We start from the raw sequence: 13292 nt of genomic DNA, 5'->3' as shown, positions 1-13292 counted from the left end.
AGAGAACTGGCCGGTTCTTTCTGACGGAGTAATCATACAAGCCCGGACAGGCGCGCAGCGCCGCCTCCGGGACGGTGTCGGGGTGATGCATCGGCGTGGCTTCTTCCCGGCTCGCGCTGCGCTTAGCCGGGCTACGAGCTGACCGGGGCTACGGGTTTCCCGGCGTCTGCGATCCGGTAGCCCGGCTAAGGCGTTTACGCCGCGAGCCGGGAAGGGGGCTGATGCCAGCATCTTTACCCCAGCGGGCCGCCCTGAATGGTTTCGCACAGACCGTTGATAATCCGCTCCCCGGTTTCGGATTTCAGCTCCTGATACCAGGCTTCCGTCAGCGCCATATCTTTACCGTGGGTCACATCGCAGCGTTTACGCGCCTTCAGCACCAGGTCGCGGACCCGGTCGCAGCGCTGCGCTTCGTACTGGCGCAATACCTCGGTGATATCCCGGCTCTGGCGGAACAGATCCCCCAGCACCACCGCATCCTCCAGCGCCGCGCAGCCGCCCTGGCCGATATCCGGCGTGGTGCTGTGCCCGGCATCGCCCAGCAGCGCCACCTTGCCGCGAACCAGCCGTTCAAACGGCTCGATATCATGGATTTCAATGCGGTTGGTGGTCTGCGGGTCGAGGGCGGCGATCAGCTTCTGTACCTGCGGCGACCAGCCGCTGAAGTAGCGGCTGAGATCCGCCCGCAGGGTGCTGCGATCCTCGGCCAGCCCCGCCGGGAGCGGAACATCAAAGAAAAAGTAAAACCGTCCATCGGAGACCGGCATCAGCGACACCCGTTTCCCCTCGCCAACGAAGGTGGTCCACTGGTTGCCCGGCGCAATCGCCTCATCAATTTCCACCAGACCGTTCCAGTTAACGTAGCCCGCGTAGCGGCGCTCAGGGGTATAGCCGAGCACGTACGGGCGCAGCGCCGAATGGCTACCGTCGGCGGCGATCAGAAAATCGCCTTCAGCCATCGACCCGTCGGTAAACCAGACGCGAACCCCGTCGGCGTTTTCTTCGCAGCGGGTGACGCGTTTACCAAACTGCACGGCGTCGCGCCCCCAGAAGTTGAGCATCTCGCGCTGCAGCTCGGCGCGGGAAACCGGACAGGGACGGCCGCCGGTGCGCGCCACCAGCGGCGCTAGGCTGAACTGCGTCAGAGTCTCCCCGCGCAGATAATCCTTGTAAGCCAGAAAATACATGGGGCCGCCGTAACTCTCGATAATATCCCCCATGCCTAAATGCTTCATGCACTTAACGCCGTTAGGCCAGATGGAGATGGCCGCGCCCACCGGCTTGATTTCTTTCACCGCTTCAAAGACTTCGCAGTGGATACCGGCATTTTTTAATGCCACCGCCGCGCTCAGGCCGCCGATTCCGCCGCCGATAACTAATGCTTTCATTTGCTTCTCCTTTACATACGTCGTTATTGGCTTGAGCAATTTGCGTACCACTTTGGCGCAGGCGCTGATTTCGCCGATTCGGGCTCCCCGCGACCGTGCGGTTGCACAACGCTGGTGCGCAGAGCGGGTTTTATTGCCTTTTTATGAATCAATAATTTCTAAATTTGTAATTGAGAATCTAATGTTTCATTGTCGCGCCGAGGTCAGACGCCAGGGACCTGACAAAAATGATGGGTTATCTGATTGAAAAAAATGAATAAAATTAAATGTTGCGCAAATGTGAGCGAGTTTGGCCTGTTTTGTGCACCCGTACCCGCACGCTTATTCGCAACGGGATGAAACGACCATGTCAGATGAAAAAAACGGCGGCTTACTGTACGGCCTTGAGCAGCGGATCCCGCCGCTCCCGGCTTTTTTTAGCGCCTTACAGCACGTACTCGCCGGGCTGGTAGGCATTATTACGCCGCCGCTGATTATCGGCGCGGCGCTAGGGCTGGGGGAGTGGCTGCCCTATTTGATCAGCATGTCCCTGCTGGCTTCCGGCATCGGGACCTTCCTGCAATCCAACCGCCTGTGGGGGATCGGCGCGGGCATGATCTGTATGCAGGGGACCAGCTTTGCGTTCCTCGGCGTCGCCATTGCCGGCGGTATGTGGGTAAAAGGGCAGGGCGGCACGCCGCAGGATATTATGGCCATGCTGTTTGGCGTCAACGTTGTCGCCGCGCTGGTGCCTTGTCTCGTCAGCCGCTTTATTGAACCGCTGAAGCGCATTTTTACTCCGGTGATTACCGGCAGCGTGATTGCGCTGATCGGCATTAGCCTGATTAAAGTCAGCGTCATTAACTGGTGCGGCGGCGAGCAGGCTAAAGCGTTTGCCAGCATGAGCAATATCGCCCTCGGCGCGGGCACGCTGGGGACCATCGTCCTGCTGAGCTGTGCGAAAAACCGCTGGCTGCGTCTCTCTTCGGTGGTGGTGGGGATTGCCGTCGGCTGCGCGGCGGCGGCGCTGAGCGGATCGTTCCAGCTTAAAGGCGTCGGCGATGTCTGGTTCCGCTTACCGCAGCTGTTCCCGTTTGGTTTTCAGTTTAACAGCGCGATTTTTCTGCCGATTGCGCTGGTGTCGCTGGTCTGCATTCTTGAGGCGGTGGGGGATCTGACGGCCAATTGCCTGATCTCTCAGCAGTCGATAGATGACGAGGCCTTTCGTTCGCGGCTGAAAGGCGGCATTCTTGCCGATGGCATAAGCTGCATGGTGGCGGCGATGCTGTGCGCGTTCCCCAATACCACCTTTGCGCAAAACAACGGCGTGATTCAGATGACCGGCGTCGCCAGCCGCTACGTTGGCCGCTACATCGGGGTGATTTTGATTCTGCTGGGCCTGTTTCCGCCATTCGGCGAGATACTGCGCCAGATCCCGGCGCCGGTGCTGGGCGGCGCGACGATGGTGATGTTTGGCTGCGTTGTGGCGGCGGGGATCCGCATTATCACCCAGAAACCGCTAACCCGTCGCGATATGCTGATCGTTGGCCTGGCCTTCGGTTTTGGTCTCGGCATTGAAGCGGTTCCGGCGTTTCTGACCCACTTCCCGCCGATCGTGGGTAACCTGTTCGGTTCCGCGGCGACCAGCGGCGGGCTGGTGGCGATTGTCCTGAATCTGATTATTCCGGAAGAGAAACCGGCCGCGGCGGCGGCCACAAGGAGCACCGATGATCGCGCTGAATCACTTTAATCAGCTGAGCGGCGAACATGCCGTCGCCGTGCTGGAACCCTGCGTGGCCATCTCCGGCTGGGCGGCGGCGCTGGCCGCCGGCCGGCCCTGGCGCAGCCGCGCTGATTTACTCAGCGCCGCCCGGCGGCTGATGGCGGCGTGGGGCGAAGCGGAGCTGACCGAGGCGCTAAGCGCCCATCCGCGTATCGGCGAAAAGCCCGCCGGGTCTCAGGCGCACGCGGCGCTCTCGCGTCAGGAACAGGGAAGCGTTGATGACCGCGATGCTGCGCTGGCGCAGGCGCTGAAAGAGGGCAACGCCCGCTACGAAGCGCGATTTGGCCGGGTCTTTTTGATTCGCGCGAAAGGGCGCAGCGGGGATGAAATCCTGGCGGCGCTGTCGCGTCGCCTGCAAAACAGCGAGCGCGCAGAAGTCGAGGACGCGTTAGCGCAGCTGCGCGAAATCACCCTATTAAGACTGGAAGGAGCGATTGGCGAATGAGTACCTTAAGCACCCATATTCTGGATATTTCCACCGGCCGACCGGCGCAGGGCGTAAAGATTGCGCTGGAGCGCGAAGGCGCGCTGGTTGCCCGCGGCGTCACCGATGATAACGGCCGCATTGGCGAACTCGGCGCCGGGACGCTGGCGCCGGGGCGTTACCGGTTGTGCGCGGAAATCGGCGAGTGGTTTGCCGCCAGCGGGCGCGAGACGCTCTACCTGAGCGCGCAGATTGATTTCGTCATCCGCGAAGCGGCTGGCGAGCACTATCATTTACCGTTTTTAATTGCCCCCGGCGGCTGGTCTACCTATCGCGGCAGCTAAATTTCCCCGGAGGCGGCGCTGCGCGCCTGTCCGGGCTACGAGTTCGGCGCTGTCTGTGGTCTGGTAGCCCGGACAGGCACAACGTGCCGCCTCCGGGAAAGGGACTACTGCGCAGCCGCATCCCCCCACACGCGCTCGCCGTTTACCCACGTCTCGCTGATATTACGTTCATCGCCCAGGGTCATCAGCACGAATAGCTGCTCATAGATATCTTTGCAGCGCCCGCTGCGTAACCTTTGCAGCGGCGTGACCGCCGGGTCGATAACCACAAAATCGGCCTCTTTGCCGGGCTGGAAATTGCCAATCTTCTCGTCAAGGCGCAGCGCGCGCGCGCCGCCAAGGGTCGCATGGTAGAAGGCTTCGCTGGCGCGCAGGCGATAGCTTTGCAGCTGGCTGACCTTATACGCCTCGCCGAGGGTGCGCAGCATACTGAACGTGGTGCCCGCGCCAACATCGCTACCGATGCCCATGCGCACTTTGTTCTGCCAGCAGGCCGGTAAACGAAACAGCCCGCTGCCGAGAAACAGGTTTGACGTCGGGCAGAAGGCCAGCGCTGAACCGGTCTCGTGCAGGCACTGCCACTCGGCGTCCGCCAGGTGAATGCCGTGGGCAAACACGCTACGCTCGCCGGTCAGCCGATAGTGATGGTAGACGTCAAGATAGTGCTCATGCTCCGGCCACAGGCTTTTTACCCACGCCACTTCGTTGAGGTTTTCGCTCAGATGGGTGTGCAGCCAGGTATCGGGAAACTCTTCCCGCAGCTGCCGCACCGCGGCCAGCAGCTCCGGCGTTGAGGTCGGCGCGAAGCGCGGCGTAATGGCATAGCCGAGGCGGCCGCGCCGGTGCCAGCGTTCAATCAGTTCGCGGGTTTGCCGGTAGCTCTGCTCCGCGCTTTCGCTAAGGTAGTCCGGCGCGTGGCGATCCATCATCACTTTGCCGGCGAGCAGGCGCATATTCAGGCGCAGCGCTTCGTTAAACAGGGCATCCACCGATTGCGGATGCAGCGTACAAAAAACCAGCGCGGTGGTGGTGCCGTGGCTCAGCAGCTGGTTGACAAAAAACTGCGCGATCTCCGCGGCGTAGTCGGCATCGGCAAACTGGCTCTCCACCGGAAAGGTATAAGTGGTGAGCCACTCCAGCAGCTGCTCGCCAAATGCGCCGATCATCTCGGTTTGCGGATAGTGGACGTGGGCATCGACAAATCCCGGCAGCAGTAGCTTACCGCGCAGATCGCGATAGCCCTTCTGCGGGTGCAGAAAGCGTTCGCCCTCCTGCCACGGCAGCAGCGCCTGAATGCGTCCGTCGCGAAGAAACAGCACGCCATCCTCCAGATAGCGCGCCTGGCGGGCGATATCGTCGGCGCTCTCGGCAACCCCGGCGATATCGAAAAATGCGCCGCGAACCGCGGCATGGTAGTCAAACATCATAGCTGCCCTGTGGGTTAGCGAAAGGATAGGTTGATTGAGCAAGATTAATGCCAGTTTGCGCAGGCGGAGAGCCGCCGCGACGTGACGCCGCGGCGGGAAAGCCGGGTTACTCTTTCTGGGCGAGGGCGCTGAAGCCGGCGGTGGCGCCGACGCGCTCGTCGCGGGCGATCCAGCGGTAGGCCGCGCCGCTCAGGAAGACGCCAATAAACCAGCTAAAGTTAGCCACTTCGTGCAGGGCCGGAATAAAGCTGATGACCAGACCAATCGCGACGGAGGGTACCAGGGCGGCGATCGCTTTCGGGTTAAAGCCGTTGCGGTACCAGTACTGGCCTTTTGGCGTGTCGTCGAACAGATCGTTAACGGAAACCTTGCCGCGCTTAATGATGTAAAAGTCCACGATCAGGATACCGAACAGCGGGCCGATAAACGCCCCCAGCACGTCGAGGGTGTAGTGGATCAGCTCCGGCGAGTTAAACAGGTTCCACGGCGTCAGCAGAATCGATCCCACGGCGGCAATCATCCCGCCGGTGCGGAAGCTGATTTTCTGCGGCGAGCAGTTAGAGAAATCGAACGCCGGGGAGACAAAGTTGGCCACGATATTAATCCCGATGGTGGCGGTGATCATGGTCAGCAGGCCAATGGCGACCGCCAGGTCGTTACCCACGCGGCTCACGGTCTCAATCGGGTCGGTGATCATGCGGCCAAACAGCGACTGCGTGCCGGAGACAATCACCACGGTCACGATGGAGAACAGCAGGAAGTTAAACGGCAGGCCCCAGCGGTTGCCGCGGCGGATCTCACCCATGCTTTTGCCGTAGCGCGAGAAATCGCCAAAGTTGAGCAGCGGGCCGGAGAAGTAGGAGACCACCAGCGCGGTGGCGGTGATCATCTGCCAGGTCTGCTCCCCGGCGCTCAGCGATTTGCTGGCGAGGGTAAAGGAGATCCCGTCAAAACCGGTCTTGTATACAATCCATCCCGCCAGCGCCAGCATTACCACGTAGACCGCCGGGCCGGCGATATCGATAAAGCGCTTGATGGCGTTCATCCCGTGCCAGAACACCATCGCCTGCAGCAGCCACATGGTGGCGAAGCAGAGCCAGCCCAGATGCGACAGGCCAAGGAAGCTGGAAGCGGTGAGCGTCGACAGCGAGGGCCAGAACTTCAGCAGCACCAGCATCAGCGCGTTGGCGGCGAGATAGGTCTGAATGCCGTACCACGCGAAGGCGATAAGCCCGCGGATCACCGCCGGAATATTGGCCCCAAAGACGCCAAACGCCTGACGGCAAATGACCGCGTAGGGCACCCCCGCCATCTGGCTGGGCTTCGCCACCAGGTTGGCGCACAGCTGAACGATGCAAATCCCCACCAGCAGGCACAGCAGCACCTGCCAGCTCGCAAGACCAAGGGTAAAGAAGCTCGCCGCCACCACGTAGCCTCCCATGCTGTGCACGTCCGACATCCAGAAAGAAAAGATGTTGTACCAGCTCCAGTTCTGGTCGCGCGTCGGCGCCAGATCCTCATTGCAAAGCCGTGGGCTGTATCCAGCGTGGGGATCAGCGGCCTTAACCTGATGCGTATTTTGTTGATTTGGCATGAAACCTGCTCCTGTAAATGAACACCCGTTTAAATGGATTGCCGAGGCTGTTGCAGGAATCAGGCCAAAACAGTTAATTTTGTATGCAAGAATTAAATTTTATGTATACGATCCGATATCAAAAAGTAAAAACCGGAGTGGTGAATGAGCAACCAACATCGTCTGCAGGCCGCGCCAGAGCTGCAGGATAAAGACGAATCCATCTATCAGGCGCTGATGACCGCGATCGTCGAGCATCAGCTGCCGCCGGGGAGCAAACTGCCGGAGGAGGCGCTGGCGGAGGTGTTTGGTGTAAGCCGCACCGGGATCAGAAAAGTGCTGCAACGACTCGCGACTGTGCAAATGGTCGCCCTGACGCCCAAACGTGGTGCACAGGTCGCCAGCCCAACGGTCGAAGAGGCGCAGGCGATCTTCCGTACCCGCGCGCTGCTGGAGGTGGCCAACCTGCCGGATGTGCTGACCCGCTGCCAGCCGCCGCACCTGGCGGCGCTGGAGGCCATTATCCGTCAGGAGCAGCAGGCGCATGAACGCTATGACGGCCCGGCGGCGATCCGCTATTCGGCCGAGTTTCATATCCAGCTGCAGGCGATCTCCGGCAATCAGGTGCTCACCGAGATGGTGACCCGCCTGAGCCAGCGTTCATCCTTGGTTATCGCGGCGTGGGGATCGCCGTGGCGTCAGGGCTGCCGCTGCGACGATCACGAACAGCTTGTCCAGCTGCTGCGTGACAAGGCGCTCCAGCCCCTGAGCGACGCCTTAAGCCACCATTTTGAACATATTGTCGCCAGCCTCTGTTTTGAGCGCTCTGGCGTGACCCTGCCCGATTTTGCCCGGCTGTTTGCCGGCTATAAGGAGCCGTAATGGCCGCTGTTTGTATACAAGTCATCAACCCCAACACCAGCCTGGCCATGACGGAAACCATCGGCGCCGCCGCGCGGGCGGCTGCCGCGCCGGGAACCGAGATTCTGGCGGTCTGCCCCCGCGAGGGCGTGCCGTCGATAGAGGGCCACTTTGATGAAGCCATCGCCGCCGTGGGCGTGCTGGAGCAGATCAAAGCCGGTCGTCAACAGGGGGTAGACGGGCACGTGATCGCCTGTTTTGGCGACCCCGGGCTGCTGGCGGCGCGCGAGCTGGCGCAGGGGCCGGTGGTGGGGATTGCCGAAGCGGCGATGCATATGGCGACGCTGGTGGCCACCCGTTTTTCCATCGTGACCACGCTGCCGCGCACCCTGATCATCGCCCGTCATCTGCTGCACCAGTATGGTTTTCATGACCACTGCGCCGCCCTGCACGCCATTGATTTACCGGTGCTGGCGCTGGAGGACGGCAGCGGTCTGGCGCAGGAGAAAGTACGAGCGCGCTGTATCCAGTCGCTAAAAGAGGACGGCTGCGGGGCTATCGTGCTGGGCTGCGGCGGGATGGCGACGCTGGCCCAGGAGCTGACCCGCGAGCTGCGCGTGCCGGTGATCGATGGCGTCAGCGCGGCGGTCAAAATGGTTGAGTCGCTGGTGGCGTTAGGCCTGTCGACCAGCAAGCAGGGCGATTTAGGGTTTCCGGAAGCCAAGGCGTTGAGCGGCAAATTTCAGGCATTAAATCCCTTTTAATATGAAGAGGTAGCAGATGGCATTTTTGGCAGACGATTACCCGCGCGATCTGCGCGGCTACGGCGGACAGCCGCCGCACGCGCGGTGGCCGAACAATGCGCGCATCGCCGTGCAGTTTGTTCTGAACTACGAAGAGGGCTCGGAAAACCACGTGCTGCACGGCGATGCCGGTTCTGAGCAGTTTCTGTCCGATATTATCGGTGCCGCCAGCTACCCTGACCGGCATATGTCGATGGATTCGCTGTATGAGTATGGCAGCCGCGCCGGTTTCTGGCGCATCCATAATGAGTTCAGCCAGCGGGGATTGCCGCTGACCGTGTTTGGCGTCGCCATGGCGCTGGCGCGTCATCCCGAGGTGGTCGAGGCGATTAAGTCGGCGAACTATGACGTGGTCAGCCACGGCTGGCGCTGGATCCACTACCAGAATATGCCTATCGAGCAGGAGCGGGAGCATCTTCATAAAGCCGTGCAGGTGTTAACCGATCTATTTGGCAAACCGCCCACCGGCTGGTATACCGGGCGCGATAGCCCCCATACCCGCCAGTTGGTGGTGGAGCACGGCGGTTTTGATTACGACAGCGACTATTATGGCGACGATCTGCCGTTCTGGAGCGAGGTGGCCTGCGGCGACGGGACGCGTAAGCCGCACCTGATCGTACCTTATACCCTCGACGCCAACGATATGCGCTTTGCCACCGCCCAGGGGTTCAATACCGCCGAGCAGTTTTACACCTATTTGAAAGACAGCTTCGATGTGCTGTACGCCGAGGGGGCCAGCGCGCCGAAGATGATGTCCATCGGGATGCACTGCCGCCTGCTGGGGCGCCCGGGCCGCTTCCGCGCGCTGCAGCGTTTCCTTGATTATGTGCAGCAGCACGACCAGGTTTGGGTCTGCACTCGTCAGCAGATTGCCGACCACTGGCGCGACGTTCATCCGTTCCGGGGGTAAAGGCGTTCCCCGGGTCGCGCCGCAAGCGGCTTACCCGGGCTACAGCTCTGCAAACGGCCGCAATCCGGTAGCCTGGGCTACGGGTTCATCACCCTCTGTGGACCCGTAGCCCGGGTAAGCGCAGCGCAACCCGGGGGATACCGGGAAAGGCGCGGGGCTTAACTCATCAAACTCACCTGGGCGGCGACGATGCGCCAGCCGCAGGGGAAGCGCACCCAGGTTTGCTGCTGTCGGCCAATGCGTTCGCTGCCTTCGCGGGTGAATTCGGTGCTGCACACCGCGTAGTCCTCGCCGAAGGTGGTGATGGTGGTGTGCCGCAGCGCGCGCTGCAGGCCGGCGGCCGGGCGGGCGGCGCGAAAGGCGCGGATTTCGTCGATACCGTAGAGATTTTCCCCGGCCCCCAGCCGCACCGTGCGCTTATCGTGCCAGAACAGCTCATCCAGCACCGCGATATCGTTGCTCACCAGCGCTTCCTCATAGCGGTAAAACGCCGCCGTCACCTCCGCGAGAACCAACGGGCGATTAATCTGCTCTTGCGTCATCATGCTGCTATCTCCACCGGGCGGGCGTCGGTAATGCCCATCTCTTCCAGCGCCCGCGCCGCGCGCAGACAGGCTTGTTCATTAAAAGGCGCGGCAATCAGCTGCAGGCCAATCGGCTGACCGTTCGCCGTACGCAGCGGCACGGTGACCACCGGCAGGCCAAGGAAGGAGATGGGCTGGGTCAGCATCCCCATGCTGGCGCGAATCGGCAGCGGCTGGCCGTTAATCTCCATGGTCTGCGCGCCGATGAGCGTCGCGCTGCACGGCGTGGCCGGGGCGATCAGCACATCCGCATGGGCGAACAGGGCTTTAAACGCCTGCTGCGCGTGGCGGCGGAAGCGCTGGGCCTGAAGATACCACGCCGACGGGATCATCGCGCCCGCCAGCAGGCGCTCGCGGGAGTTCGGCTCAAAACGTTCGGGCTGGCTACGCAGCGCGGGCAGGTACTGATTTCCGCCCTCGGCGGCGCTGATAATAAACGCCGCCGAGCGGGCCAGCTCCGCCTCCGGGAAAATCACAGCCTCATGCGCCGCCAGCGCCCCGGCGACGCGAGCGACGGCCGCACGGGCGTCGTTATCGCACCATGTCGTAAAATAACCGCCGAGCGTGGCGCAGCGCAGGCCTTCGAGACCGCGCGACAGCAGATTCGCCGTGCGCTCGCTGGCCTTGTCGGCCTGAAAACCATCGCCCGGATCGCGACCCTGCAGCGCATCGTAGACCGCCGAAAGGTCGTTGACGCAGCGGGCAAACGGACCGATATGGTCGAGGCTGGCGACGAAAGGATGGCTGCCGGAGCGCGATAAACGGCCAAAGGTCGGCTTGAGGCCGAAGATCCCGCACAGCGAGGCCGGGACGCGAATGGAGCCGTTGGTATCGCTGCCCAGCGAGAAATTCACCAGCCCGGCGGCCACCGCCGCCGCCGACCCGCCCGAGGAGCCGCCTGCAATCCGCGAAAGATCGTGCGGGTTACGCGTCGCCCCGTAGTGGCTGTTCTCGGTGGTAAAACCGTAGGCGTAGGCATCCATATTCAGCATCCCGGAGAGCAGCGCGCCCGCGCTATGCAGCTGGCGCACCGCCCAGCTGTCGGCGGCGGCGGCGGGGCGATCGCTCAGCAGCTGCGCCCCGGCAAGGGTGGTATGGCCGGCGACATCGAACAGATTTTTCACCGCGTAGGGAACGCCTGCCAGCGCGGGCAGGGGCTTTTTTTCCCGCCGCAGGGTATCGATATTCTCCGCCTCAGCGAGCATGCGCTTTTCGCTGACGTGGGTCCAGGCGTTGATCTGCGGGTTAACGCGGGCGATGTTCTCCAGGGTGTGGCGGGCGATCTCTTTGGCGCTGAGCTCGCCGGCGGCCAGCGCGCGCTGGATTTCGTGAATCGTCATTTCAGGTAGCTTCATGCTTTATAGACTCCGGCGATTTCGACGCGATCGTCGAGGGGAAAAGCCAGCAGCGGCCCGGCCATGGCGGCAATGCGGCTAAACTGCATCCTGAGCTCTGCGCGCCGCGCATCGTCCAGCTCCAGCGCCAGCAGCTGTTCCATTTGTGTGAGGTAAGCGTCCCATTCGTTGTGCGGTGTGTTCATCATCAGCTCCTAGCTCCTAATAGCCGGCGGCGGAGCCGTTGCTGCGCGGATCGCTGGCCCCCTCAAACAGGCCGTTGGGATGGCGAACAATCGCCCCGGCGTGGCCCATGGCTTCGCTAAAATCGGCCAGCACGTCAACGTCGTGCCCCAGCTGACGCAGGCGGGCAACGCTTTCGGCGCTGAAGCGGCCCTCCAGCTTGAGCGAGTCGGAAGTCTGCCCCCAGGTACGCCCCAGCAGCCAGCGCGGCCGGGTGATGCTCTCCTGTAGCGGCACGTTTTGCATGACGTAGCGGGTGAAAATAGCGGCCTGAGTTTGCGGCTGGCCGTCGCCGCCCATGGATCCGTACACCATCACCCGGCCATCGTTCAGCCTTGCGGCGGCGGGGTTGAGGGTGTGAAACGGCTGCTTGCCGGGCGCCAGCGCCAGCAGGTGGCGCGGGTCGAGGCTGAACGATGCTCCGCGGTTCTGCCAGACAATGCCGCTTTCCGGCAGCACCACGCCGCTGCCGAACTCGTGGTACAGGCTTTGGATAAAGGAGACCGCCAGCCCGCTTTTATCGATAACCCCCATCCATACGGTGTCGCCCGGGCCTTTGCCCGCGCCCCACGGGGCCGCCCGCTGGTCGTCAATATTCTCCGCCAGCGGCTGCAGCGCCGCCGGCGCCAGCAGGCTCTGGATATCGACATCAAGGTGGCGGGGATCGGTGATATGCGCGTCGCGCAGGCCGAAGGCCAGCTTGGTCGCCTCCACAATTCGGTGGACGGTCATCGCATCGTCGGCGTCGGCCATCGCCAGCCTGTCGGTGATGCCGAGGATCGCCAGCGAAACCAGCCCCTGGGTCGGCGGCGCGAGGTTCCACAGTTCGCCGTGCTGATGCGCCAGCCTGAGCGGCAGCGGGCGGCGAGCGCGATGCTGCCGCAGGTCGCTCAGGGTGACGGGCAGTCCGTACTTTTCCATACCGCGGGCCAGCTGCTCCGCCAGCGGGCCGCGATAGAAGCTGTCTAAACCGTCATCGATTAATCGGCGCAGAGTGTTCGCCAGCGCCGGCTGCAAAAAGCGGCTCCCGGCCTTCGGCGGCTGGCCGTCCACCAGAAAGGTTTCGGCGAAGCCGGGCTGGTCGCGCAGTTCGCTGAATTTATCGGCGGTCGCGCTGGCCTGCGAGGCGGTCACCGGGATACCGCCGGCGGCGTAGCCGATGGCATCTTCCAGCAGACGCGTCAGCGACAGCGATTTCCCGGTTAACTCCCGCGAAACCTTAAGCGCTTCGTCCCAGCCGCTGACGGTGCCCGCCACGGTCAGGGCCGCCTGCGGTCCGCGGTGGGGGATCTGCGCGAGGCCGGCGTAGGCCTGCGGCGTCGCCAGCGACCCCGCCGCGCCGCTGGCGTCAATGGCGATGGGATCGCCCTCGGGGGGCACGATAAGCCAGAAGCCATCGCCGCCGAGGCCGTTCATATGCGGGTAAACCACGGCGATGGTCGCAGCGGCGGCGACCATCGCTTCGATGGCGCTTCCGCCTTCGCGCAGAATCGCCAGCGCGCTCTGGCTGGCCAGATGATGGGGCGCAACCGCCATCCCGCGGGCGGCAACATGACTTTGCATGGGGTGTCCTCAATTAAGCGAAATGTCCGCAGAGGGTTGCAAAAGCTGTTCCATATCTGAACGTAAAGTTTCAATC

Annotated in this window: 12 protein-coding genes and 1 pseudogene; 6 read left to right on the top strand and 7 right to left on the bottom strand. The window is 62.6% G+C overall.

Annotated elements, in window-relative coordinates; genetic code table 11:
- Positions 1–233 precede the first annotated feature (233 nt).
- Positions 234–1388, bottom strand: coding sequence for an FAD-dependent urate hydroxylase HpxO (gene hpxO / locus SIK97_RS15740; protein ID WP_046877434.1), 1155 nt, complete (start codon positions 1386–1388; stop codon positions 234–236).
- Positions 1389–1734: 346 nt separating this feature from the next.
- Here hpxO and SIK97_RS15735 point away from each other — a divergent pair, with 346 nt between their 5' ends.
- From SIK97_RS15735 to uraH, 3 genes are read left to right on the top strand one after another with little or no spacing between them, the layout of a single operon-like run.
- Positions 1735–3117, top strand: coding sequence for a nucleobase:cation symporter-2 family protein (locus SIK97_RS15735; protein ID WP_014228757.1), 1383 nt, complete (start codon positions 1735–1737; stop codon positions 3115–3117).
- A complete protein-coding gene (gene uraD, locus SIK97_RS15730) occupies positions 3095–3595 on the top strand; it encodes a 2-oxo-4-hydroxy-4-carboxy-5-ureidoimidazoline decarboxylase (protein WP_038424292.1) in 501 nt (166 codons plus the stop codon). Before SIK97_RS15735 ends, uraD begins: the two co-directional genes overlap by 23 nt.
- Positions 3592–3918: a hydroxyisourate hydrolase gene (gene uraH, locus SIK97_RS15725; RefSeq protein ID WP_025106221.1), complete on the top strand. Its 327-nt coding sequence runs from the start codon at positions 3592–3594 to the stop codon at positions 3916–3918. Before uraD ends, uraH begins: the two co-directional genes overlap by 4 nt.
- Positions 3919–4022: 104 nt before the next feature.
- Here the strand turns inward: uraH and guaD are convergent, their stop codons facing one another.
- Both guaD and SIK97_RS15715 read right to left on the bottom strand, forming a co-directional pair.
- The gene (gene guaD, locus SIK97_RS15720) at positions 4023–5342 is read right to left on the bottom strand and encodes a guanine deaminase (protein WP_025106222.1); all 1320 of its coding nucleotides are present in this window, start codon (positions 5340–5342) and stop codon (positions 4023–4025) included.
- Positions 5343–5451: 109 nt separating this feature from the next.
- Complete coding sequence (locus tag SIK97_RS15715; protein ID WP_014228761.1) at positions 5452–6939, bottom strand: NCS1 family nucleobase:cation symporter-1; 1488 nt, start codon at positions 6937–6939, stop codon at positions 5452–5454.
- A gap of 144 nt (positions 6940–7083) precedes the next feature.
- Between SIK97_RS15715 and SIK97_RS15710 the strand changes: the two genes are divergently transcribed.
- The 3 genes and pseudogenes from SIK97_RS15710 (at position 7084) to puuE (ending at position 9492) form a co-directional block, all read left to right on the top strand.
- The gene (locus SIK97_RS15710) at positions 7084–7800 is read left to right on the top strand and encodes a GntR family transcriptional regulator (RefSeq protein ID WP_014228762.1); all 717 of its coding nucleotides are present in this window, start codon (positions 7084–7086) and stop codon (positions 7798–7800) included.
- Positions 7800–8672: pseudogene (locus SIK97_RS15705) on the top strand (aspartate/glutamate racemase family protein); the annotation flags it as partial. The gene SIK97_RS15710 and the pseudogene SIK97_RS15705, both read left to right, overlap by 1 nt.
- Positions 8560–9492 (top strand): allantoinase PuuE, encoded by a 933-nt coding sequence (gene puuE, locus SIK97_RS15700; RefSeq protein ID WP_004849698.1) that lies wholly within the window; start codon positions 8560–8562, stop codon positions 9490–9492. The pseudogene SIK97_RS15705 and the gene puuE, both read left to right, overlap by 113 nt.
- Positions 9493–9650: 158 nt before the next feature.
- On the opposite strand, the gene hpxZ is transcribed toward puuE, so the two are convergent.
- From hpxZ to hpxW, 4 genes are read right to left on the bottom strand one after another with little or no spacing between them, the layout of a single operon-like run.
- Positions 9651–10037 carry an oxalurate catabolism protein HpxZ gene (hpxZ, locus tag SIK97_RS15695; RefSeq protein WP_009653539.1) on the bottom strand — a complete coding sequence of 129 codons (387 nt, stop codon included), beginning with the start codon at positions 10035–10037 and terminating at the stop codon, positions 9651–9653.
- Positions 10034–11431, bottom strand: coding sequence for an AtzE family amidohydrolase (locus tag SIK97_RS15690; RefSeq protein WP_047724120.1), 1398 nt, complete (start codon positions 11429–11431; stop codon positions 10034–10036). The genes hpxZ and SIK97_RS15690 overlap by 4 nt, the downstream gene beginning before the upstream one ends.
- Positions 11428–11616 carry an oxalurate catabolism protein HpxX gene (gene hpxX / locus SIK97_RS15685; RefSeq protein ID WP_047725089.1) on the bottom strand — a complete coding sequence of 63 codons (189 nt, stop codon included), beginning with the start codon at positions 11614–11616 and terminating at the stop codon, positions 11428–11430. Before hpxX ends, SIK97_RS15690 begins: the two co-directional genes overlap by 4 nt.
- A 16-nt stretch (positions 11617–11632) precedes the next feature.
- Positions 11633–13216, bottom strand: a complete 1584-nt coding sequence (hpxW, locus tag SIK97_RS15680; RefSeq protein WP_057174117.1) for an oxamate amidohydrolase — start codon at positions 13214–13216, stop codon at positions 11633–11635.
- Positions 13217–13292: the final 76 nt, after the last annotated feature.

The organism is Klebsiella sp. JN_Kp126, assembly GCF_033843325.1.
In the GTDB taxonomy this organism is placed as follows: domain Bacteria; phylum Pseudomonadota; class Gammaproteobacteria; order Enterobacterales; family Enterobacteriaceae; genus Klebsiella; species Klebsiella michiganensis.
This window is presented reverse-complemented; position numbering and strand designations above follow the sequence as displayed.